Source organism: Stenotrophomonas sp. 86156_Sma, assembly GCF_056481625.1.
Genome location: NZ_CM151157.1, coordinates 4,558,647 through 4,578,877, shown reverse-complemented (window position 1 = coordinate 4,578,877; position 20,231 = coordinate 4,558,647). Strand labels below are relative to the sequence as shown.

The following is a 20,231-nucleotide window of genomic DNA, read 5'->3' as shown; positions in this document are numbered from 1 at the left end:
GGTACGGATCATGTCGATCTATGCATTGAAAGGACGTTTCCAGGACCTGTTGCGTCCAGCCGTACGCGGTCTGTACCGCATGGGGATCACCGCCAATACGGTGACCGTGGCCGCCGCCGTGGTCTCGCTGATGGTGGCCGCCGCCGTGTGGTGCTGCGCGCCGTCCCAGCCCCTGCTGTACCTGCTGCTGCCGCTGTGGATGCTGCTGCGCATGGCACTCAACGCGGTGGACGGCATGCTGGCCCGCGAGTTCGGCCAGCAGTCGAGGCTGGGCGCCTATCTGAACGAGCTGTGCGATGTGATCGCCGACGCGGCGCTGTACCTGAGCCTGCTCAGCGTGCCGGGCGTGCGCCCGGAAGCGCTGTGGCTGCTGGCCTGGACGGCGGCCCTGAGCGAGTACACCGGGGTGCTGGGGCTGATGGTCGGTGCCAGCCGCCGCTATGACGGCCCGATGGGCAAGAGCGACCGCGCGTTCGTCATCGGCGTGCTGGGCCTGCTGCTGGCGTTCGGCTGGGGGGCTGCGATGACTGTCACTGGCGTGGCCGCGGCCATGGCGGTGCTGTGCGTGCTGACGATGATCAATCGCGTCCGTCGCGGACTGCGGGAAGCGGCGGTTTCGCCGAATTAATCAAGCAGATACAAAAAGACAATCAGGAGATTGCATGCGTCAGGCGCAGGAACGGGAATTCCACAGCTTCGACCAGGTACCGCTGTTCTACCGGTACTGGGCGAGCACCACCGCGACCCCAGCCACCAAGGCTGTCGTGCTGCTGCATCGCGGCCATGAACATTCTGGCCGGGTCACCCACCTGGTCGATGAGCTGGACCTGCCCGACACCGCCTTCTTCGCCTGGGATGCACGCGGTAATGGGCGTTCGCCCGGCGCACGAGGCGATGCCCCGGGCTTCCCGGCGCTGGTGCGCGATCTGGACAGCTTCATCGCCCACATCGGTGCCGAGCACGGCATCGCGGTGCAGGACATCGTGGTGATCGCGCAGAGCGTGGGGGCGGTGGTCGCCGCCACCTGGGTGCACGACTACGCGCCGCGCCTGCGCGCGCTGGTGATGGCTTCGCCGGCGTTCAAGGTGAAGCTGTACGTGCCGTTCGCACGCCCGGGCCTGGCCTTGATGCAGAAGCTGCGCGGCAATTTCTTCGTCAACAGCTACGTCAAGCCGCAGTGGCTGACCCACGATCCGGCGCGAGTGGAAAGCTACCGCACCGATCCGCTGATCACCCGGCCGATCTCGGTGCGCGTGTTGCTGGGCCTGTACGAAGCAGCCGACCGCATCGTCGCCGATGCGCAGGCGATCAGCGTGCCGGTGCAGCTGCTGGTGTCCGGCTCGGATTTCGTGGTGCACCGTGGCCCGCAGGACCGCTTCTACGAGCGCCTGTCCAGCCCGATCAAGGAGCGCGTGCACCTGCCGGGCTTCTTCCACGACACGCTGGGCGAGCGCGATCGGGCGCCGGCGCTGGCGCGTATCCGCAGTTTCATCCAGGCACGTTTCGCCGAGCCGCTGCGCGAACTGTCGCGGCGCGATGCGCACCGCCATGGGCCGACTTTCGAAGAATCGGAGATCCTGGCCTGGCCACCGGAACGCAACAGCCTGGCCGACCTGCGCTGGCGCGTGGTAAGTGGCGGCCTGCGCTTCGGCGGAACGTTGTCCGAAGGCATCGCGCTGGGTCTGCAGACCGGATTCGATTCGGGCAGCACGCTCGACTACATCTATCGCGATGAGGCGCGCGGCAAGGGCCCGTTGGGGCGCATGGTCGATCGCAACTATCTGGATGCGATCGGCTGGCGCGGCATCCGCATTCGCGGCCAGCACCTGCAGGAACTGCTGCGCGACGCTGCCCAGCGCCTGCGCGGGCAGGGCACGCCGGTGCGCGTGCTGGACGTGGCCGCCGGCCATGGCCGCTACGTGCTGGAAGCGCTGGGCCAGGGCGAACAGCGCGCCGAGCGCATCGTGCTGCGCGACTTCAGTGATCTGAACGTCACCCAGGGTCAGGCCTTGATCGAGCGCCTGGGGGCGGCCGACATCGCGCGCTTCGAGCAGGGTGATGCGTTCGACCCGGCACAGCTGGCCAAGGTCGATCCAGCACCGACGCTGGCGGTGGTATCGGGCCTGTACGAACTGTTCCCCGACAACGATGCGGTGCTGCGCTCGCTGCAGGGCATTGCTGCGACGGTGCCGGCGGGCGGCTACCTGGCCTATACCGGCCAGCCGTGGCACCCGCAGCTGGAGTTCATCGCCCGCGCGCTGACCAGCCACCGTGGCGGCGCCGCGTGGGTGATGCGCCGCCGTACCCAGCAGGAAATGGACGAGCTGGTGCGCCTGGCCGGGTTCGAGAAGGTGGCGCAGCGTATCGACGACTTCGGCATCTTCACGGTGTCGCTGGCGCGCCGGACCGCGTGATGGCGACGCTCGCCGCATCCCCGCTGGCCGCAGAGGGGCGCCCCTGGCGGCGCGCCCTGTTGTGGCTGGCCCTGCTGGGCCCATTCTTCTTCGCCAGCTATGGCTTCGCCAACTGGATGGCTGGCCGCCATGCCGAACTGCCGGTGATGGCGTTCGGATGGGAAACGCAGATTCCGTTCGTACCGTGGACGATCGTGCCGTACTGGTCGATCGATCTGTTCTATGCGGTTTCCTTCTTTCTGTGCCGGCAACGGTTGGAGCTGGACCGGCATGCGTTGCGGTTGTTCAGTGCACAGTTGATCGCGGTGACCTGCTTCCTGCTGTGGCCACTGCGCTTCAGTTTCGAGCGGCCGGAGATCGGCGGTGTGTTCGGTTGGTTGTTCGATGTGCTGCTGGGCTTCGACAAGCCGTTCAACCAGGCGCCATCACTGCACATCGTGTTGCTGATCGTGCTGTGGGTGAAATTCGCGCAGTACCTGCATGGGGTGTGGCGTTGGGTACTGCATGTGTGGGCGCTGCTGATCGGCGTCTCGGTGCTGACCACATTCCAGCATCATTTCATCGATATCCCGACCGGCCTGCTGGCCGGTTGGCTGTGCGTCTGGCTGTGGCCGCAGCAGGGCACGCCGCCCTTGCGTGCCTGGCGCACCGCGCGTGACGCCAGACGTTGGCGCCTGGCAGCGCTGTACCTGCTGGGGGCCGCTGCATTGCTGGTGCCGGTGGTGCTTCTGCGTGGCGCGGCGTTGTGGCTGCTGTGGCCGGTGGTATCGCTGCTGCTGGTGGCGTTGGCGTATGCGGGGCTCGGTACGGCGGTGTTCCAGAAGCGTGCCGATGGTCGCCTGACCATGGCGGCACGCTGGTTGCTGGCCCCGTACCTGGGTGCGGCCTGGATCAATTCGCGGCTGTGGACGCGGCGTGCGCCGCAGCCGGTGCCGGTGATGGACGGTGTATGGCTGGGGCGTGTTCCCTGCGCTGCATTGCCGGCACCCTTGGTCGGCGTGGTCGATGCCTGTGCCGAACTGTCCTGTCGTGCACCGGGCGCGGCGTATGCCAGCGTGCCGATGCTGGACCTGGTGGTGCCCACGCCGCACCAGTTGCGCGAGGCGGCCGAGGTCATCGAGCGGCTGCGTGCGCATGGACCGTTGCTGGTGTGTTGCGCGCTGGGCTATTCGCGCAGTGCTGCCAGTGTGGCGGCCTGGCTGCTGCGCAGTGGTCGTGCCACCGATACCGATGCCGCGGTGGCGATCGTGCGCACGGCACGTCCGGGCGTCGTGCTGGGCGCGGCGCATCTGCATGCCATCACTGCTGCAGCGGGAGTACGCACGTGAGTACGGTTCCCGATCTGGCGACCATGCAGCTGCTGCTGCGGCAGGGCCGTTGGCCGGCGGGCCTGTCGCTGGGCCTGCTGCTGGTGGCGCTGCTGCTGCTCGGCACCGAACCGGGCCTGGCGATGATTGCCGCCGGCGTGTTGCTGCTCAGTGTTGCCGCGGGCATCGCACAGATCTACCACGCGTGGCGGGTGGCGCTGGATGCCAGCCTGCTGCAGCTGCTGCGCGATGAAGGCCTGGAGGGTGACGCCGCCGCGCGCCGCACCGACCAGCTGCTGCACGCCAGTGGCCTGCGCCGCATGCAGCCCGACGCGCCGCTGCGCGGCTGGGATGCGCGCTGGGCCGGCACGCGTCGCCTGCTGCTGCGCCAGTACCTGCTGACCGCAGTGCAGTTCGCACTGCTGGTGCTGGCCGTGTTGTGGCCGCAGACGTGAACGGGAGGGACCGATGTTCGCTGAATTGATTGCGCGCGCCTGCAGTGGCGCGATCCATGTAGTGACCGGCGCCCGCGCGCTGTGGATCGGCTGTGCGCCGTCCAGCGAACGGCGCGTGTATTACGGCAACCACGCCAGCCATGGTGACTTCGTGCTGATCTGGTCGTCGATGCCACCGGCACTGCGGCGCCAGGTGCGCCCGGTGGCCGCGGCCGAATACTGGCAGCGCGATGGCCTGCGTCGCTACCTGATCGATGCGGTGTTCAACGGCGTGCTGGTCGAGCGCGAGGCCGGCCATCGCCAGCAGGATCCACTGCAGGCCCTGCGTGACGCGGTGGACGAAGACTGCTCGCTGATCCTGTTTCCGGAAGGTACCCGCAACGTGGGCGAGGAGCCGCTGCTGCCGTTCAAGAGCGGCATCTATCACCTGGCACGGCAACGCCCGGAGCTGGAATTCGTACCGGTGTGGATCGACAACCTGAAGCGGGTGATGCCCAAGGGCCGGTTCCTGCCGCTGCCGCTGCTGTGCACGGCCACCTTCGGTACGCCGCTGCGGCTGCAGGCCGACGAGGGCAAGGCCGCCTTCCTGGCCCGCAGCCGGCAGGCGCTGCTGGACCTGGCGCCGAACGGGGGCAGGGCATGAGCTTCCTGATCGATGTGTCCGGCGACCTGGCCACGCAGAGTGTCGGCCAGCAGACCGGCCTGCTGTTTGCTGGCGTGGGTGCGGTGCTGGTGCTGGCCACGCTGGTGGCCGAGACATTGCGCTGGCGCCAGCGTGGGCAGCCCAGCGCGGTGATCGCCAACCTGGTCTCGCGCATCCGCGCGTGGTGGGTGATGGCGATCGTGGTCGGGCTGGCGCTGTTCTTCGGTCGTGCCGGGGTGATCGTGCTGTTCGCGATCATCTCGCTGTTCGCACTGCGCGAGTTCATCACCCTGGCGCCGACCCGCTCGGGCGACTACTACGCGCTGCTGGCCGCGTTCTACATCGTGCTGCCGTGGCAGTACTACCTGGTCTGGATCGACTGGTACGGCATGTACACGCTGTTGATTCCGGTCTATGCGTTCCTGTTCCTGCCGATCCTGTCGACCATTGGCGGTGATACCACGCACTACCTGGAGCGGACCGCGAAGGTGCAGTGGGGGTTGATGATCTGCGTGTTCTGCATCTCGCATGTGCCGCTGCTGCTGAACCTGCACGTGCCCGGCCATGACCCGTCGCGCAACGTGCTGCTGTTCGCCTTCCTGGTGATCGTGGTGCAGTCTTCGGACGTGCTGCAGTACATCTGGGGCAAGCTGCTGGGCAGGCATCTGATTGCGCCGAAGCTGTCGCCGTCGAAGACGGTGGAGGGCTTCGTGGGCGGTGTGCTGAGTGCCAGTGCGCTGGGTGCGGCGCTGTGGTGGATCACCCCGTTCACGCCGCTGCAGGCGTTCGGTCTGTCGCTGCTGATCAACCTGATGGGGTTCTGGGGCGGCCTGGTGATGTCGGCGATCAAGCGTGATCGTGGCATCAAGGACTGGGGCCACATGATCGAGGGCCATGGCGGCATGCTCGACCGGCTGGACTCGGTGTGCTTTGCCGCGCCGGTGTTCTTCCATGTGGTGAGGTACTACTGGAAGGCGGGCGGCGGCGGCTGATTCTGCCGGCTTCCATCCACGCATGGCGTGGATCTACTGGCGGGCGGGGGCGGTTTACTCTGCCGGGCCTTCATCCACGCATGGCGTGGATCTACCGGTAGTGCCGGCCGCTGGTCGGGCACTGCAACATCCTGCCATCGTTCATGGGGTTGCCGGCCAGCGGCCGGCACTACCCTCGTGCGCGCTTACGCGCTGATGCCGTATTCCTTCAGCTTCTTGCGCAGGGTGGCACGGTGGATGCCCAGCATCGCGGCGGCGCGGCTCTGGTTGCCTTCGCAGTGGTTGAGCACTTCCACGAACAGCGGAATCTCCATCTCGCGCAGCACGATCTCGTAGACATCGTCCGCATCGCAGCCATCAAGGTCACGCAGGTAGCGGCGCACGGACTGGGCGACGTGTTCACGCAGCGGTGGCCGGGGAGCGCCACGACTGTTGTCAGGACGAGAAAGGACAGCGTTCAAGGGGGTTCCCGATTCGGTTGGCCCGTGCGCGCGGAGCGCGCGGCCGGACGAGGTGGTGGCGGCCAGTCTAGCGCGAGCGTGCCCGGCCTGCCACGGCTGGTCGCCTCTCCCCGGTCAGAGGAAGTCGAAGGTGAATGCGACGGTGGACGCAGCGGGCTCCTGCAACCGGAAGGCGACGCGCGCGCTCTGGCCCGGTTCCAGCAGGGCTGCACCGGGGTTCTCGCCCAGGTACTGCGCGGGCGTGAACACGCCGCTGCCGATCACCCGGCCATCGGCATCGGACAATGACAACCGCAGGTCCGGCCACGCCTGTGCCCAGCGCGCATCGTTGCGGATGCTGGCCTGCACCTGCAGCACACCGGCCTGGCCCGGCAGGGGGCGGATCTCGCGGCTGGTCATGGTGAACGCAGTGGGCTCGTGCCAGGCAGGCAGGCTGCAGCGCAGCACGCCGCACAGCGTGCCCAGCCATGCGCGGTTGCCGGCGTCGGCGGCCAGCCGCGCGCGGTCGGCCAGCACGCTCTGCAGTACCAGCAGCAATGCCAGCCCGGCGACCAGCAGCCAGTGCCAGCGGGGTGCTGGCAGCGTGCGCGTGCGCGCGCTGCCGAGGAAGCTGGGGGCATCACTGGCGACCGCCGTTGCCTGCACCGCGACCGGCGCCGGTTCGATGGCCGCTGCTTCATCAACGATGACAACGTCATCGTCGTGTCGCATCTCTGTCGCCGGTGGGCGTGCCAGGTCGATGGGCTCGGCCTGCATCTGCTCCACAGGCGTTGCGTGCCCGGCTTCGTCCTGCATGCGCGCATCGGTCGCAGGCGCAGGCTCACCCTCCGGCGTCGTGCGCAGGAAGGTGGCCAGGGGACGGCGCGGTGGGTTCGGCTCGGACATGCTCAGGGCGCGGGCTCGGATCCAGCGGTCATTCAACCACGATCAGGCGCGGCGCACGCCGGTGATGCGCATCCAGTCGCCATCCTGGGTGGCCTGCAGATTGTCGAACCATGCTGCATAGCGCTGCAGCAGTTCGCCTTCCTGGCCATGCAGGATGCCGGACAGGGCGATGCGGCCACCGGCAGCAACGCGCGCAGCCAGCAGTTCGGCCAGCGCATCCAGCGCCGAGGCGAGGATGTTGGCGACCACGATCGGATAGGTCGCGACCGGTTCGTCCTGCGGCAGGTACACGTGCATGCGGGCCTGCTCGCCGTTGCGCTCGGCATTGTCAGCGGTGGCGACCAGGGCCTGCGGATCGTTGTCCACGCCGATGGCTTCGGCGGCGCCCAGCTTCAGCGCGGCCAGTGCGAGGATGCCCGAGCCGCAACCGAAGTCGAGCACGCGCTGGCCCTGCAGCAGGCCATCGACCGCCAACTGGTCCAGCCAGCGCAGGCACAGTGCGGTGGTCGGGTGGGTGCCCGAACCGAACGCCAGGCCCGGGTCCAACCGCACCACGGCGGCATCGGCGGCCAGTGCGGCCTCCGGCAGTTCATGGTTCCACGGCACGATCCAGGTGCGGCTGCCGAAGTCCATCGGCTGGAACTGGTCGAGCCAGGCACGTTCCCAGTCTTCATCCTCGACCGCGCGGAAGCTGCCGCTGCTCCAGTCCAGCTCCGGATCGAAGGATTCCAGTGCGGCCAGCAGCAACAGCGCGTTGCTGTCGGCGGGGAACAGTGCGCTCAGCACCAGCGTGTCCCACAGCGGGGTCTCGCCCACGCCCGGTTCGAGAATGGCCTGTTCGTTGCTGGTATCGGCCTCGGCATCGAGCAGGGTCACGGCCAGTGCACCAACGTCCTCCAGCGCATTTTCATAGCGGGGCTGGGTGGCTTCGGTGCAGCGCAGGGTCAGTTCCAGGAACGGCATGGTGGTGGGGGCAATCGCAGGAAAGGGGGCCATGCTAGACCATCGGGGCGTCTCCGTATTGCCTGAGATGCCGCTCCGAGATGAACGAAGCCCGTTCAGACAGGCCCGTCGGGCCTTGCTAAACTTCGTGCTTTCCTATGCGCCGCATCGCCTACCGCCGCCGATGGCCTTCGCTCCGACCCTGAAAACCTGGTTGCTCGTACTGCCGGCTGTGGCCGTGCTGGGCGTGGCCGGGTATCGGGCCAGCGGCCATGCTGCGACGTCTTCGGTAGCGTCGGCGGATCTGGCAGGTGCGGTCGCGGCCGCTGACAGTGCGGCGCCGCTGCCGGTGATGCCGGAGGCGCTCGCGCGCCGCCTGGCACCCTTCGAGCGTGGCAACGCATTGCCGTCCGGGCTGCCCCTGGATCTCCGCGCCGATATCGAAGACGCCACCGACCTGTATGCCTATGCTCAGCGGTTGCGTGCCCAGGCGGACGAAGGCAACCACGAGGCGCGCTGGATGCTCAGCCGTGTCTATGACTACTGCGCGCAGTACGCGGTCGATCCGGGTGGCTACCGCTTGGACAACAACGTGCTGGCCGGGCTGGGCCTGACCGCCGCACCGGCGATGGTGCAGGCGCGCGAACGCGTCGCGCAGCGTTGTGGTGGTTTCGTGCCGGGCGACAAGCTGGGCACGGCCTTGGTGCTGTCCGAACGTCGCAAGGCGGCCGCACAAGGCAATCTGGCTGCTGAGGCTGCGTTGTTCGCCGAGGGCGAACCGCTGCAGGACAGCCCCGAGTACCGCCGTGACCTGGTTGAACGGGTGCGCACCTCGCGCGACCCGGAGGCCTTCATGGCGATCGCACCGGGCATGGGCGTGCGCGCCTCGGGTGACCGCGCGCTCAACGGCCTGGTGGCGGGCGAGCAGCTCAGTGAACTCGCATGGCGGCTTGCGGCCTGCGAACTCGGTCTACCGTGTGGGGCAGACAGTGTGCTGGTCAACAGTTTTTGTGCGAACGGAGGGATCTGTTCGCAGGATGGTACGCAGGATTTCCGGGATTTCGTGTATGACGCTGCGGTATCGCGGCAGGGCGCTGGGAAGATGAAGGAATGGATCAAGCGATTGGTTGGAAAGAGGAACGAGCAATGAACTACCGCCGATTCCTGCACGGGGCCAAGTTCTGGTTCTGGGTGGCCCTGTTCGTGGCCTACTCGGCCGGCGCGGTTGGCCTGTTGATGATCGATACCTATGAAGATCGCTACCGGCATCTGTCGAAGGTGGAACTGACCACGGTGAAGGCGCAGGAAGACGTGCGCCGTGCCGGTGCCAGCCAGGTGGCCGCGGTCTATCGCGCGCAGAGCGGCATGCCGTTCGCGTCGCTGCCGGCGGGCAGCACCTTCCAGGTGGTGTGGCCGGATGGTTCGACCGAGACCATGGTGATCGTCGACCCGACGTCGCCCAATGGCGTGCGTCCGCTGGCGAACTCGCAGATTCCGGCCGAAGCTGCCGACAAGCGCTGATGCGCCTGCTGTAGCGCCGAGCCCACGCTCGGCTGAGCTTTCCGGCAAGCCGAGCATGGGCTCGGCGCTGCAGCAACAGAAAAGGGCGGGGATATCCCCGCCCTTTTCATGTCCAGCACGTGGCGCCGATCAGGTCAGCGCGATCGGCTTGTTCTTGCGTTCGGCCAGGCGCTTTTCCAGGTAGTGGATGTTCTGGCCACCGGCCTGGAAGCCCTTGTCGCGCATGATCCGCTGCTGCAGGGCGACGTTGGTCTTGATGCCATCGACCACCATTTCGCTCAGTGCCACGCGCATGCGGGCAATGGCGGTTTCGCGGTCCGGGCCGTGCACGATCAGCTTGCCGATCATCGAGTCGTAGTTCGACGGCACGCGGTAGCCACTGTAGATGTGGGTGTCCACGCGCACGCCGGGGCCGCCCGGCGGATGGAAGCCGGTGATGGTGCCCGGGCTCGGCACGAAGGTTTCAGCATCTTCGGCGTTGATGCGGCACTCGATGGCATGGCCGGTCAGCACCACGTCGCTCTGCTTGATCGACAGCTTCTGGCCGGCGGCGATCTTCAGCTGCTCGGCCACCAGGTCGATGCCGGTGACCATTTCGGTGACCGGATGTTCCACCTGGATGCGGGTGTTCATTTCGATGAAGTAGAAGCGGCCGTCCTCGTAGAGGAACTCGAACGTGCCGGCACCACGGTAGCCGATGCGTACGCAGGCTTCGGTGCAGACCTTGCCGATCTGCTCGCGCTGCTCGGCGGTGATGCCCGGTGCCGGCGCTTCTTCCACCACCTTCTGGTGGCGGCGCTGCATCGAGCAGTCACGCTCGCCCAGGTGGATGGCGTTGCCCTGGCCGTCGGCCAGTACCTGGATTTCCACGTGGCGCGGGTTCTCCAGGAACTTCTCCATGTAGACCTCGCCATTGCCGAACGCGGCCTTGGCCTCGCTCTTGGTGGTTTCGATCGAGGTCTTCAGCGAGGCTTCGGCGTGCACCACGCGCATGCCGCGGCCACCGCCACCACCGGCCGCCTTGATGATGACCGGGTAGCCGATCTCACGGGCGATCTTGGTGTTGGCGACGATGTCTTCGCCCAGCGGGCCGCCCGAGCCGGGCACGCACGGCACGCCGGCGGACTTCATCGCGCGGATGGCTTCGACCTTGTCACCCATCATGCGGATGGTGTCGGCCTTGGGGCCGATGAAGATGAAACCGGACTCTTCCACGCGCTCGGCGAAGTCGGCGTTCTCCGACAGGAAGCCGTAGCCCGGGTGGATGGCCTGGGCGTCGGTGACTTCCGCCGCGGCGATCAGTGCCGGGATGTTGAGGTAGCTCTGCGGCGACGGCGCCGGACCGATGCAGACCGACTCGTCGGCCATGGCCACGTGCTTGAGGTTGCGGTCGACCGTGGAATGCACGGCCACCGTGCGGATGCCGAGGGTGTGGCACGCGCGCAGGATGCGCAGCGCGATTTCCCCTCGGTTGGCGATGACGACTTTGTCGAGCATGGCGTGCCCCTCAGCCGATCACGAACAGCGGCTGGTCGAATTCGACCGGCTGGCCGTTCTCGCCGAGGATGGCGACGATGGTGCCGGACGTGTCGGCTTCGATCGGGTTGAACATCTTCATCGCTTCGATGATGGCCAGGGTCTCGCCTTCCTTGACCTGCTGGCCAACGCTGACGAACGCAGGCTTGTCCGGGGCGGACGACGCGTAGAAGGTGCCGACCATCGGCGAGCGCAGCACGTGGCCTTCCGGCAGCGCCGGGCCCGGCTTGGCGGTGCCACCGGTGGAGGCTTCGGTCGGCGACTGCATCGGCATCGCCTGCGGCGCCGGAGCGGCCGGAGCGGCGTACACCGGGGCGGCGACCGGGGCGGCATAGCCGGCCACCGGGGCGCGCGACAGGCGCACCGACTCTTCGCCTTCCTTGATTTCGATTTCAGCCAGGTTCGACTCTTCCAGCAGGTCGATCAGCTTCTTGATTTTGCGGAGATCCATGGTGGCCTCTTTGCTCTTGATGTCAGTGTGGTGGGAAGCGCATCGCGCTCGGGTCAAAGCAGTTCGTAGAACTCGCGCAGCTGCCGCGTACGGTCGCGCGTCTGGGTGATCAGGCACTGCATCTTCGCAGGGTTGCGCGAGGTGCCGTCTGCATTGAAGGCGTAGACTGCCTCGCAGTCTGCATCGCGCAGGGTTATCCAGATGCGCTGGGCCTTCACCAGCTGCTGTTCGGCCGCTGCGCAGCGGCTGCAGCTGCCATCGGCGGCCTGCGCCTTCAGTTCGCCGCGCGCCTGGACGTAAACGGCGTTCAATGCGCTGTCGGCGTCATCCAGGCGATCGGAATCGCACATGTCGCGCTCGTAGCCGCCGGTCGCCTGCGCGCAGTCAATGCCAGCGGCCGCGCGCTCGGCGGCGATGCTGGCGCCGCACACGCCGGCCCACAGCACGATGCAGGCAAGCACTCTTGGGAGCATCTTCACGCGCGGGCCGCCTGCACGCGCAGCAGCGCCGCGTCCATCGCGTAGCGGTAGCTGTCGGCGCCGAAACCGCAGACCACGCCCACGGCCTTGTCACTGAAGTAGCTGTGCTGGCGGAACGGTTCGCGGGTATGCGGGTTGGAGAGGTGGATCTCGATGAACGGCACCGCCACCGCCGCCAGCGCATCGCGCAGGGCGACCGAGGTGTGGGTGAAGGCGGCGGGGTTGATCAGGATGAAAGCGGTTCCGTCGTCGCGTGCGGCCTGCACGCGGTCCACCAGCACGTGCTCGGCATTGGACTGCAGGCTCTCCACCGCGTGCCCGGCAGCCGAGGCCTGGGCGGCCAGCGCCTGGTCGATGTCGGCCAGCGTGGTGTGGCCGTAGACCTCCGGCTCGCGGGTGCCGAGCAGGTTGAGGTTGGGGCCGTGCAGGACCAGCAGCTTCGCCATGGGATCCGGAAGACGGGAAAGGGCGGCAGTCTGGCGGAACCGGCGGATGCTGTCCAGTTCGGCGAAGTTTGCAGCGTTTCAATCGATTGTTTGAAAATCCCCGGAGGGCTTGCGGCCGTATGGCGGGCGCTGGATCAAGGCGCGCTGAACGCCGTGCAGCTGGGGGATGCGTGCACGTAGGCCGACGATGGCGGCAGGCCGGGCGATGACCGATGCCGCAACGGGCTGTGATGCGGTAGATCCACGCCATGCGTGGATGAAGGAAGTTCGGTGCGCAGCAGGCTACGCACCCACCGAGGGGCAGCCCAGGGTGCGCTGCACGCCACCCACCGCCCCCGCCACGCCCCCGCTCACGTCTCCAGCGGCACCGTCGGCACCACGTTCGGGAACACCTCCTCCAAGGGCTCCCGTTCCCCCGGCTTCGGTGCCGGCCAGTTGTAGGCGTTCACCGGCTGCGCGCGGTTCACCCACAACGCGTAATACAGATGGTCGGCGCGGCCATCACCGGTATTGGGGTGGATCAGGATGGTCAGGCCCAGGCTGTTGAGCTGCAGCCAGGGCACCAGCACCGGCAGCAGGTCGTTGGTGAAGCCGAAATAGAACGACGGGGTGACGTGCGGTCCGCGTGGTTCCAGGTTCCAGTTGCCCAGCTCCACCGGGAAGCGCTCGGCCGCCCAGCGCCGCAGCAGCGCAGCTTTCTCGAAGCTGTCCTCGTCGAAGTAGATATGCGCGTGATAGCTCTTGATGTCGGTGTAGGCGCGTGGGGTCGCGGGCAGGGGGGCCTCCCCGGGACGCACGCTGGCCGGGCGCGGGGTCGGTTCGCTGGCGGTGACCTGGCCCCAGGGGCTGCTGCCCTTCACCGGCGGCGGGACGATGGCACGGAAGCCGGGGCGCCCGGGTTCGGTGGTGTTCACCGTGCCGCCGCTGTGGGGGGCTGCGGCGGCGGTCGAGGCACTGGCCAGGCCGCCGGCGGCCAGACCGGCCGAAGCGATCAGGCGGCGGCGTGTGGGCGAAAGCAGGTCGGCCCAGTGGGCGTCATCGTCGCCGGCGTCGATCAAGGTCAGCGGGTCCGGGTGCATGAAGGGCTCCGTGGCGGCATCGTGTGGGCAGGCAAGCACGCTCGGGCACCTGTATCCACAGCGTCCAATAAGCAGGTGGCATCACCTCATGCAGGTTTGCGCCGTCGTCGTTGAGCCCGGCTGCAGGGCGGGCTAGGGTGCAGGTCTGCCGCCCCGGAGCCCGCCATGACCTCGCCCGATGCCGATACCCAACGCAAGCGCGCGGCCTTCCGTCAGCTGCATGCAGCAGGGTGCTTCGTACTGCCCAATCCGTGGGACGTGGGCAGTGCGCGCTACCTGCAGCGGCAGGGCTTCCAGGCACTGGCCACGACCAGTGCCGGCTGTGCCTGGAGCGAAGGGCGGCCGGACGGAGCGGTTTCGCTGCAGGCCACGCTGGACCATCTGCGCCTGATGGCGGCAGCGACGCCGCTGCCGTTGAACGCCGATTTCGGCGATGGTTTCGGTGATACGCCGCAGAAGGTGCAGGAGGCGGTGGCCGCGGCGATCGACACCGGCATCGCGGCGTTGTCGATCGAGGATGCCAGCGGCGTCGCCGATGCACCGCTGCGACCCATCAACCAGGCGGTCGAGCGATTGCGTGCGGCACGTACAGCCATCGATCGTGCGGGCGGCGACGTGCTGCTGGTCGGGCGAGCCGAGAATTTCTTCGTTGGCGTACCGGACCTGCAGGACACCCTGCGGCGCCTGCGTGCGTATGCCGAGGCTGGTGCTGATGTGCTGTACGCGCCGGGCATCAGCACGCGCGAACAGATCAGTGCAGTGGTTGCCGCTGCGGGATCGAAGCCGGTGAACCTGCTGGTCGGTGGTCCGACACCGCTGAGCCTTCAGGACATCGCCGCACTCGGCGTGCGACGGGTCAGCCTGGGCGGTGCGCTGGCGCGAGCTGCGTGGGGTGGGCTGATGCAGGCCATCGAGCCGATCATGCAGGACGGCCGCTTCGATGGCCTGCAGCAGGCGGCTTCGGGCGCGGCGTTGAACGCGCTGTTCCGTTGAGGGAAACCCCGGTGCGGACTCTGGCCGGCAGGGACAGTAGATCCACGCCATGCGTGGATGGATGCGCCTACGCCTACAGCGCCTCCGTCTCACTCTCGGGCAGGACCACGTCCGGTTCCAGGTCGGGCAGCAGCAACTGCAACAGCCCGGGGTTGTCCGGCAGCGCGGCGCCATCCAGATAGCGCCATTGCGTGGTACCGACGCGCCGCACAGCTACCATGAATGACGTGCTGCGCATCGGCGCTTCGCGCACGCGCAGCAGTGACTGGCGCGGTACGAAGCAGACTTCCTCGTCACCGGCCGCATAGGTGCGGCCCGGCACGCCCGCCTCGTCGCTGATGATGGTGACGCCGGCCTTGCGCAGCGCCTTCACCGTGTCGCGGGTCGCCCGCGCATAGGCCTCGTCGCCGCCGGCCAGCTGTTTCAGGCTGGGATGGGTGCGCGCGATGATCAGCTCGGTATCGCCCCGGGCGAAGGCGTCCATCATCGCCTGCACCTCCTTGCGCAATGCGGCCGAGTCTTCCGGACTGAGTTCACCGGCCAGCGCTGGCGCAACGGCCATTGCCATGGGCAGGGCCAGCAGAAGGGCAAGCAGATATCGGTGCATCGTCGGGTATCTCGGCGGGAACCGCCGCACTATACGGTGGATGCGGAAACAGCGTCCCACGCATGGTGCTGGTATCCCGGGCGTCACTACTTACTATTAGTAGTTAGTGAATTCCGGACATCCCCCATGCACACCCTCATCGTTACCGCCCATCCTGAATCCGCCGCGTTGACCCATGCCATTGCCAGGCGCATCGGCGAAGCCATCACCGCGTCGGACGCCGCCAACCGCGTGACCCACGCCGATCTGATGGCCGAAGGCTTCGATCCGCGCTTCAACATGCAGGACCAGGCGCTGTTCCGTGGCACCGGCGCAACGCCGGCCGACGTCGCCGCCGAGCAGGCGCGGCTGGAGGCTGCCGACACACTGGTACTGGTCTACCCGCTGTACTGGTGGTCGTTCCCCGCGCTGCTGAAGGGGTGGATCGATCGTGTGTTCACCCAGGGCTGGGCCTACCAGGACGGCGCCGACGGCAAGGTACAGAAAAAGCTGCAGCGGTTGCGTGTGCACCTGGTCGGCATCGGTGGGGCCGGCGCGGACATGATCGAACGGCGCGGCTACGGTGCGGCGATGAAGACCCAGATCGACATGGGCATCTTCGACTACTGCGGCGCGCGCGTGCTGTCGTCCGACCTGCTGCTGGACGCCGATTCCGGTGCAGCCGAAGCGCATCTGCAGACCGCACTGGCGATCGGCCGTAAAATCGGAACTCCGATGCACTGATCGCCGTGTTCCGCCGATGCCTGCCAACGCCGCTCCCACGCGCCGCCGATTGACCCGCGAGCAACGCGCCCGCCAGTTGCTGGACGTGGCCTGGGCGCTGGTTGGCGAAGAAGGCACCGACGCGTTGACCCTGGGCCGGCTGGCCGAGGCCGCGGGCGTGACCAAGCCGGTGGCCTACGATCACTTCGTGACCCGCAACGGCCTGCTGGCCGCGCTCTACGATGACTACGACGGCCGCCAGACGGTGGTGTTCAACGAGCGCATCGGCCGTGCCCGGGCGCAGTTGGCCGATCGTGCGGCGGCCATCGCCTCCGGCTACATCGACTGCATCCTCAGCCAGGGCAGTGAAGTGCAGGGCATCCTCGCCGCGCTGGTGGGCGCGCCGGAACTGCACGAGGTGCGGCGGCGCTACCAGCAGGATTTCATCGACAACTGCGATACCTGGCTGGGCCCGTTTGCTGCCGACGGCACGGTGCCATTGGCCGGGCGCTGGGCGATTCTCGGTGCGGCCGAAGCCCTGTCCGAGGGTGTGGCTGTGGGCGCGCTGGACAAGGCCGACGCCGGGGCCGAACTGCAGCGCTTGATCGTGGCGACGGTCAAGCGGCGCTGAGCCGCTCAGGCGTCGGCGGTGCTGTCGGCCAGCGCCGCGAACCCGACGGCCAGCCGCTCGCGCACAAGGGCATCGCGTGCGTCGCGGCTTTCAGAACCCAGCACCACGGTGATCAGGCGCACCGGCTGATCCCGCCCGGGCACTGCCCGGCAGGCGGTGGCGGCCAGGCAGAAGCCTGCGGCCTGGGTGTAGCCGGTCTTCAAGCCATCCACGCCGTCATCGCCAAGCAGGGCGTTCTGGTTGCTGCGGCTGAAGCTGCCGTGCGCGAACACGCGCTGCGCGGTGATCGCCAGGATCTGCGGATAATCGTTCAACAGGCAGGCGGCCAGCACCGCCATGTCGCGCGCGCTGGACGCATGGTGCGGGGTGGTGATGCCGGACACGCTGGCGAACCAGCTGCTGCGCAGGCCGAGCTGGCGTGCGTGCCGGTTCATGCGCTCCAGGAACGCAGGCTGTGATCCGTCCAGATGGCGCGCGATGGCCAGCGCCGCGTCATTGCCGGAGACGATCATCAGTCCTTCCAGCAGGCGCGCGAGGGTGACTGTTTCACCGGGCACCAGGCCCATGCGCGTTTCATCATCGGCCACCGCGTGCACATCCCCGGCGGCGATGGTGACCGCGTCGTCCCACGCGCCTCCGTTCTCTTCGACGCATTCGTACGCGGCATAGGCGGTCATCAGCTTGGTCAGCGAGGCCGGTTGCCTGGCGATGTCCGCGTTGTGCTGGTGAATCACCGCGAACGTTGCCGCATCGAGGGTGATGAAGGACAGCGGTGCACGCGCGGGAGCAGGAGACGGCATGGAAACGAGGATGGCAGTGGGGGCCTGCAGGATAGTGCGCAGCGGCTGCACGAAGCTGCAACATTGCAACGATATAACGTATCGTGATTGTGGGCCGCCGATGGCCCGACGGGACACCCGATGACTGCACGCATTCCACGCCGCTGGCTTCATTCTTCGTTGCTGCTCGCGCTGGCCGCACTTGGCGGCTGCCAGCCCAATCTGCGCGCCGAGGCTGTTGCTTCCGGCCCAGCGCGCCCGCACAACGTGATCGTGATGATCAACGACGGCGCCGGTTGGGGCACCTGGGACGCCGCCGCCTACTGGCAATACGGCGGCCGCGAAGGGGCCCCGTATGCGGATTTCCCGCAGCGCCTGGCGGTAACCACCTTCCCGTTGAATGCCAGCAGCCAGCCGACCCGCGACAACGCACAGACCCTGGGTTACGACGCGGGCAAGGCCTGGGATGACACACCGGTTCCTGCGCAGGACCTGCCGTTTGCGGGCTACCAGTACCTGGCTGCGGTGGCTACCGACAGTGCGGCGGCGGGTACCGCGTTGTCCTCGGGCATCAAGACCTACAACAACGCCATCAACTTCAACAACGATGGCAATCCGGTCGAGTTCAATACGCTGCGCGCCAAGCGGCTGGGCATGGCGACCGGCGTGGTGACTTCGGTACCGTTCGCGCATGCCACGCCGGCCGCGTTCGCGGCGCAGAACGAATCGCGCAACAACTATCACGCCATCGCCCATCAGATGCTGGCGCAGGGGCATATGGATCTGGTGATGGGCACCGGAGGCCCTGGCTACAGCGTTGATGGTCGCGCCTGTGACGAGAGTGCCGGCGCGGCCAAGGCCGAGGGCTGCGCGAATCCATGGGAATGGGTGTCGCAGCAGGATTGGCAGCAGCTGGAAGCGGGCAGCACCATCGGCGGCAATCCGTCGGGGCCGTGGCGCCTGATCCGCAGCAAGGAAGCGTTCGCCGCGCTGGCGCAGGGACGGTTGCCGGCCGACCGGCCGCTGATCGGCGTGCCGCGCGTGGCCAACACGCTGCAGCAGGCGCGCCAGCTGCAGGTGCTGGGCAAGGATGCAGCCACGCCTTCGGGAGTGAGGAAGATCGACAGCGTGCCCGATCTGGCGACCATGACGCGTGGCGCACTGCAGTTCCTGCAGCAGCGTTCGTCCAACGGCCTGTTCCTGATGGTGGAAGGTGGCGCCACCGACTGGGCCGCCCATACCAGTGCCTGCGGCACTGAATGGCACTACGGCCAGTGCAGCGACCAGCCGCAGTACGGCCGGCTGATCGAGGAAACCGTGGAGTTCAACGACGCGGTGACAGCAGTGATCGAGTGGATCGAACGCAACGGTGGCTGGGAGCGCAACCTGCTGATCGTCACCACCGACCACGACAACAGCATGCCGATGGGCCCGGATGCACAGAACGTCGCCTTCGAGCCGGTGCGCAACAAGGGCCGTGGGCGCATGCCCGGGATCAGCTTCCGTCCCACCGGCAACCATTCCAATGCGCTGGTGCCGTTGTGGGCCAAGGGCGCGGGCGCGGAGCTGCTGGGCCAGCGCGTGCGGGGCGTTGATGCCGGCTACCGTCAGCACGTGCGCTGGAACGACGGCAGTTACATCGACAACACTGACGTGGCTGCCGCGGTGCAGGAAGCGCTGCAGCGTTAGGGGTGTGCCGGCCGCTGGCTGGCAGCTGCAGGTTTCCCGGTCGGCGAGGTTGCCGGCCAGCGGCCGGCACTACCGGGGGCGGTGCTGGGCGGCGGCGTCGGCGACGGGCTGGCCAGCTGGCGTGCCAGCTCGGCGCTGGCCACGTGGCCGTGCAGGAACAACAAGCCGCTGAAGATGTTCATGAGCGTGCGTCCACTTGAGTGGATTGCACGATACGGGCAGCATGGACGGGCAAAAAGCGACATTTCCGCAAGCATGCCTTGAGAGGAATTCAAGCCTGATGTCCCGCCCTCCGCTCCATGCCCTGCAGGGCTTCGTGGCTGCTGCCCGGCTCGGCAACCTGTCGCGCGCGGCGGCGTCGATGAACCTGACCGTCAGTGCGCTCAGCCATCAGATGCGGCAACTGGAAGAACGGCTCGGGCAGCCGCTGCTGATCCGCCAGCCGCGTGGTGTCACCCTCACCCTTGAGGGGCAGCGCCTGCTCGACCAGGTCGGACCGCATCTGGATGCGATCAACGAAGCCTTCCAGCCCTATGCCGCACGTGCCGAGCACGTGCTGACGATCAGCGCGGTGCCGTCGATGGCGTCGGCCTGGCTGGTGCCGCGCCTGGGTCACTTCGTGGCCGAGCATCCACAGATCGAGATCAACCTGCAGTCGAGTGAACGCCTGATTGATTTCGAGCGGCAGCGCCAGTTCGACGCCGCGCTGCGTCTGGGCAGCGGGCAATGGCCGGGCCTGGTGGTGGAACCGCTGTTCGACGAGTGGCTGGTGCCGATGGCGAGCCCGGCGCTGATCGAACGCATGGGCGGCATTGACCGTGTGCCGTTGACCCGGTGGCCGCTGCTCGGTGATCCGGACGGCGCGTGGGGCGCCTGGTTCGCGTTGAGCGGGCAGAGCCCGCCGTCGCGTTTCGTGGCGGTGCTGGATGATTCGGAGGCGCACCATCGCGCCGCTCTGGATGGCGTGGGCGTAGCGCTCGGGCGGGTGACGCGGGCGCGGCTGCTGCTGGATTCGGGCCAGCTGGTCGCACTGTCCAGCCAGCGCCTGAAGACCGACTGGCCGCATTGGCTGGTGTACCCGCAGCGCTCGGCCAGCCATCGCGGTTTCCTTGCGTTCCGCGACTGGCTGCACGCGCAGGCCGCCGAGCACGTGCGGCACATGGCAGACGCACATCTATAGTGCCGAGCCATGCTCGACCATTGCATCTGGATCTGTAGC

At 67.6% G+C, this 20,231-nt stretch carries 24 protein-coding genes; 13 read left to right on the top strand and 11 right to left on the bottom strand.

Annotated elements, in window-relative coordinates; all coding sequences use genetic code 11:
* Positions 1 to 10 precede the first annotated feature (10 nt).
* Genes ACZK33_RS21200 through ACZK33_RS21175 form a run of 6 tightly spaced genes read left to right on the top strand, consistent with a single transcriptional unit; the run spans position 11 to position 5,811 of the window.
* Entirely contained in the window at positions 11 to 628 is a 618-nt protein-coding gene (locus ACZK33_RS21200; RefSeq protein ID WP_121504253.1) for a CDP-alcohol phosphatidyltransferase family protein, read from the top strand.
* A gap of 34 nt (positions 629 to 662) precedes the next feature.
* Positions 663 to 2,414, top strand: coding sequence for a bifunctional alpha/beta hydrolase/class I SAM-dependent methyltransferase (locus tag ACZK33_RS21195; protein ID WP_423174179.1), 1,752 nt, complete (start codon positions 663 to 665; stop codon positions 2,412 to 2,414).
* Between the two features lie 23 nt (positions 2,415 to 2,437).
* Positions 2,438 to 3,742, top strand: coding sequence for a phosphatase PAP2/dual specificity phosphatase family protein (locus ACZK33_RS21190; protein WP_423174196.1), 1,305 nt, complete (start codon positions 2,438 to 2,440; stop codon positions 3,740 to 3,742).
* Entirely contained in the window at positions 3,739 to 4,176 is a 438-nt protein-coding gene (locus ACZK33_RS21185) for a hypothetical protein (RefSeq protein ID WP_423174178.1), read from the top strand. The genes ACZK33_RS21190 and ACZK33_RS21185 overlap by 4 nt, the downstream gene beginning before the upstream one ends.
* A gap of 13 nt (positions 4,177 to 4,189) precedes the next feature.
* Positions 4,190 to 4,819: a lysophospholipid acyltransferase family protein gene (locus ACZK33_RS21180; RefSeq protein ID WP_423174177.1), complete on the top strand. Its 630-nt coding sequence runs from the start codon at positions 4,190 to 4,192 to the stop codon at positions 4,817 to 4,819.
* Entirely contained in the window at positions 4,816 to 5,811 is a 996-nt protein-coding gene (locus ACZK33_RS21175) for a phosphatidate cytidylyltransferase (RefSeq protein ID WP_032129555.1), read from the top strand. The genes ACZK33_RS21180 and ACZK33_RS21175 overlap by 4 nt, the downstream gene beginning before the upstream one ends.
* 185 nt (positions 5,812 to 5,996) lie before the next feature.
* Here the strand turns inward: ACZK33_RS21175 and fis are convergent, their stop codons facing one another.
* From fis to prmA, 3 genes are all read right to left on the bottom strand, one after another.
* On the bottom strand, positions 5,997 to 6,272 hold the full coding sequence (gene fis, locus ACZK33_RS21170; RefSeq protein WP_005419706.1) for a DNA-binding transcriptional regulator Fis: 276 nt from the start codon (positions 6,270 to 6,272) through the stop codon (positions 5,997 to 5,999).
* 114 nt (positions 6,273 to 6,386) lie between these two features.
* Entirely contained in the window at positions 6,387 to 7,157 is a 771-nt protein-coding gene (locus ACZK33_RS21165) for a DUF3426 domain-containing protein (RefSeq protein ID WP_423174176.1), read from the bottom strand.
* A gap of 42 nt (positions 7,158 to 7,199) precedes the next feature.
* The gene (gene prmA, locus ACZK33_RS21160; RefSeq protein ID WP_423174195.1) at positions 7,200 to 8,120 is read right to left on the bottom strand and encodes a 50S ribosomal protein L11 methyltransferase; all 921 of its coding nucleotides are present in this window, start codon (positions 8,118 to 8,120) and stop codon (positions 7,200 to 7,202) included.
* 163 nt (positions 8,121 to 8,283) lie between these two features.
* Between prmA and ACZK33_RS21155 the strand changes: the two genes are divergently transcribed.
* Both ACZK33_RS21155 and ACZK33_RS21150 read left to right on the top strand, forming a co-directional pair.
* Entirely contained in the window at positions 8,284 to 9,249 is a 966-nt protein-coding gene (locus tag ACZK33_RS21155) for a hypothetical protein (protein ID WP_032129558.1), read from the top strand.
* Positions 9,246 to 9,620, top strand: coding sequence for a hypothetical protein (locus ACZK33_RS21150; protein WP_010481078.1), 375 nt, complete (start codon positions 9,246 to 9,248; stop codon positions 9,618 to 9,620). The genes ACZK33_RS21155 and ACZK33_RS21150 overlap by 4 nt, the downstream gene beginning before the upstream one ends.
* Positions 9,621 to 9,749: 129 nt before the next feature.
* Here the strand turns inward: ACZK33_RS21150 and accC are convergent, their stop codons facing one another.
* From accC to ACZK33_RS21125, 5 genes are all read right to left on the bottom strand, one after another.
* The gene (gene accC, locus ACZK33_RS21145; RefSeq protein ID WP_032129559.1) at positions 9,750 to 11,117 is read right to left on the bottom strand and encodes an acetyl-CoA carboxylase biotin carboxylase subunit; all 1,368 of its coding nucleotides are present in this window, start codon (positions 11,115 to 11,117) and stop codon (positions 9,750 to 9,752) included.
* Between the two features lie 10 nt (positions 11,118 to 11,127).
* Positions 11,128 to 11,607, bottom strand: coding sequence for an acetyl-CoA carboxylase biotin carboxyl carrier protein (gene accB, locus ACZK33_RS21140; RefSeq protein WP_107433185.1), 480 nt, complete (start codon positions 11,605 to 11,607; stop codon positions 11,128 to 11,130).
* Positions 11,608 to 11,660: 53 nt separating this feature from the next.
* A complete protein-coding gene (locus ACZK33_RS21135) occupies positions 11,661 to 12,086 on the bottom strand; it encodes a lysozyme inhibitor LprI family protein (RefSeq protein ID WP_080355197.1) in 426 nt (141 codons plus the stop codon).
* A complete protein-coding gene (gene aroQ, locus ACZK33_RS21130) occupies positions 12,083 to 12,532 on the bottom strand; it encodes a type II 3-dehydroquinate dehydratase (RefSeq protein WP_049423471.1) in 450 nt (149 codons plus the stop codon). The genes ACZK33_RS21135 and aroQ overlap by 4 nt, the downstream gene beginning before the upstream one ends.
* Positions 12,533 to 12,882: 350 nt before the next feature.
* Complete coding sequence (locus ACZK33_RS21125; protein WP_329894184.1) at positions 12,883 to 13,611, bottom strand: DOPA 4,5-dioxygenase family protein; 729 nt, start codon at positions 13,609 to 13,611, stop codon at positions 12,883 to 12,885.
* Positions 13,612 to 13,776: 165 nt separating this feature from the next.
* Between ACZK33_RS21125 and ACZK33_RS21120 the strand changes: the two genes are divergently transcribed.
* Positions 13,777 to 14,604, top strand: coding sequence for an isocitrate lyase/PEP mutase family protein (locus tag ACZK33_RS21120; protein ID WP_423174175.1), 828 nt, complete (start codon positions 13,777 to 13,779; stop codon positions 14,602 to 14,604).
* A 73-nt stretch (positions 14,605 to 14,677) separates the two neighbouring features.
* Here the strand turns inward: ACZK33_RS21120 and ACZK33_RS21115 are convergent, their stop codons facing one another.
* On the bottom strand, positions 14,678 to 15,211 hold the full coding sequence (locus tag ACZK33_RS21115; RefSeq protein WP_014038681.1) for a hypothetical protein: 534 nt from the start codon (positions 15,209 to 15,211) through the stop codon (positions 14,678 to 14,680).
* 126 nt (positions 15,212 to 15,337) lie between these two features.
* Here ACZK33_RS21115 and ACZK33_RS21110 point away from each other — a divergent pair, with 126 nt between their 5' ends.
* Both ACZK33_RS21110 and ACZK33_RS21105 read left to right on the top strand, forming a co-directional pair.
* Complete coding sequence (locus ACZK33_RS21110; RefSeq protein ID WP_423174174.1) at positions 15,338 to 15,934, top strand: NAD(P)H-dependent oxidoreductase; 597 nt, start codon at positions 15,338 to 15,340, stop codon at positions 15,932 to 15,934.
* A gap of 16 nt (positions 15,935 to 15,950) precedes the next feature.
* Entirely contained in the window at positions 15,951 to 16,544 is a 594-nt protein-coding gene (locus ACZK33_RS21105) for a TetR/AcrR family transcriptional regulator (protein WP_423174173.1), read from the top strand.
* A 5-nt stretch (positions 16,545 to 16,549) separates the two neighbouring features.
* Here ACZK33_RS21105 and ACZK33_RS21100 read toward each other — a convergent pair whose 3' ends face one another.
* On the bottom strand, positions 16,550 to 17,344 hold the full coding sequence (locus ACZK33_RS21100; protein ID WP_423174172.1) for a D-alanyl-D-alanine carboxypeptidase family protein: 795 nt from the start codon (positions 17,342 to 17,344) through the stop codon (positions 16,550 to 16,552).
* A gap of 120 nt (positions 17,345 to 17,464) precedes the next feature.
* Here ACZK33_RS21100 and ACZK33_RS21095 point away from each other — a divergent pair, with 120 nt between their 5' ends.
* Positions 17,465 to 19,012, top strand: a complete 1,548-nt coding sequence (locus ACZK33_RS21095; protein WP_423174171.1) for an alkaline phosphatase — start codon at positions 17,465 to 17,467, stop codon at positions 19,010 to 19,012.
* Here the strand turns inward: ACZK33_RS21095 and ACZK33_RS21090 are convergent.
* Positions 19,009 to 19,194, bottom strand: a complete 186-nt coding sequence (locus ACZK33_RS21090; RefSeq protein ID WP_049423457.1) for a hypothetical protein — start codon at positions 19,192 to 19,194, stop codon at positions 19,009 to 19,011. The genes ACZK33_RS21095 and ACZK33_RS21090 overlap by 4 nt on opposite strands.
* Before the next feature lie 98 nt (positions 19,195 to 19,292).
* Here ACZK33_RS21090 and ACZK33_RS21085 point away from each other — a divergent pair, with 98 nt between their 5' ends.
* Positions 19,293 to 20,192: a LysR substrate-binding domain-containing protein gene (locus ACZK33_RS21085; protein WP_049401735.1), complete on the top strand. Its 900-nt coding sequence runs from the start codon at positions 19,293 to 19,295 to the stop codon at positions 20,190 to 20,192.
* The last annotated feature ends 39 nt before the right edge of the window (positions 20,193 to 20,231 follow it).

Excerpts from the sequence above, each read along its gene's own strand:
- ACZK33_RS21200 (WP_121504253.1), top strand. The coding sequence starts at position 11 with ATGTCGATCTATGCATTGAAAGGACGTTTCCAGGACCTGTTGCGTCCA.
- ACZK33_RS21195 (WP_423174179.1), top strand. The coding sequence starts at position 663 with ATGCGTCAGGCGCAGGAACGGGAATTCCACAGCTTCGACCAGGTACCG.
- ACZK33_RS21180 (WP_423174177.1), top strand. The coding sequence starts at position 4,190 with ATGTTCGCTGAATTGATTGCGCGCGCCTGCAGTGGCGCGATCCATGTA.
- ACZK33_RS21175 (WP_032129555.1), top strand. The coding sequence starts at position 4,816 with ATGAGCTTCCTGATCGATGTGTCCGGCGACCTGGCCACGCAGAGTGTC.
- ACZK33_RS21165 (WP_423174176.1), bottom strand. The coding sequence starts at position 7,157 with ATGTCCGAGCCGAACCCACCGCGCCGTCCCCTGGCCACCTTCCTGCGC.
- prmA (WP_423174195.1), bottom strand. The coding sequence starts at position 8,120 with ATGCCGTTCCTGGAACTGACCCTGCGCTGCACCGAAGCCACCCAGCCC.
- ACZK33_RS21155 (WP_032129558.1), top strand. The coding sequence starts at position 8,284 with ATGGCCTTCGCTCCGACCCTGAAAACCTGGTTGCTCGTACTGCCGGCT.
- ACZK33_RS21150 (WP_010481078.1), top strand. The coding sequence starts at position 9,246 with ATGAACTACCGCCGATTCCTGCACGGGGCCAAGTTCTGGTTCTGGGTG.
- accC (WP_032129559.1), bottom strand. The coding sequence starts at position 11,117 with ATGCTCGACAAAGTCGTCATCGCCAACCGAGGGGAAATCGCGCTGCGC.
- accB (WP_107433185.1), bottom strand. The coding sequence starts at position 11,607 with ATGGATCTCCGCAAAATCAAGAAGCTGATCGACCTGCTGGAAGAGTCG.
- aroQ (WP_049423471.1), bottom strand. The coding sequence starts at position 12,532 with ATGGCGAAGCTGCTGGTCCTGCACGGCCCCAACCTCAACCTGCTCGGC.
- ACZK33_RS21125 (WP_329894184.1), bottom strand. The coding sequence starts at position 13,611 with ATGCACCCGGACCCGCTGACCTTGATCGACGCCGGCGACGATGACGCC.
- ACZK33_RS21120 (WP_423174175.1), top strand. The coding sequence starts at position 13,777 with ATGACCTCGCCCGATGCCGATACCCAACGCAAGCGCGCGGCCTTCCGT.
- ACZK33_RS21115 (WP_014038681.1), bottom strand. The coding sequence starts at position 15,211 with ATGCACCGATATCTGCTTGCCCTTCTGCTGGCCCTGCCCATGGCAATG.
- ACZK33_RS21110 (WP_423174174.1), top strand. The coding sequence starts at position 15,338 with ATGCACACCCTCATCGTTACCGCCCATCCTGAATCCGCCGCGTTGACC.
- ACZK33_RS21105 (WP_423174173.1), top strand. The coding sequence starts at position 15,951 with ATGCCTGCCAACGCCGCTCCCACGCGCCGCCGATTGACCCGCGAGCAA.
- ACZK33_RS21100 (WP_423174172.1), bottom strand. The coding sequence starts at position 17,344 with ATGCCGTCTCCTGCTCCCGCGCGTGCACCGCTGTCCTTCATCACCCTC.
- ACZK33_RS21095 (WP_423174171.1), top strand. The coding sequence starts at position 17,465 with ATGACTGCACGCATTCCACGCCGCTGGCTTCATTCTTCGTTGCTGCTC.
- ACZK33_RS21090 (WP_049423457.1), bottom strand. The coding sequence starts at position 19,194 with ATGAACATCTTCAGCGGCTTGTTGTTCCTGCACGGCCACGTGGCCAGC.
- ACZK33_RS21085 (WP_049401735.1), top strand. The coding sequence starts at position 19,293 with ATGTCCCGCCCTCCGCTCCATGCCCTGCAGGGCTTCGTGGCTGCTGCC.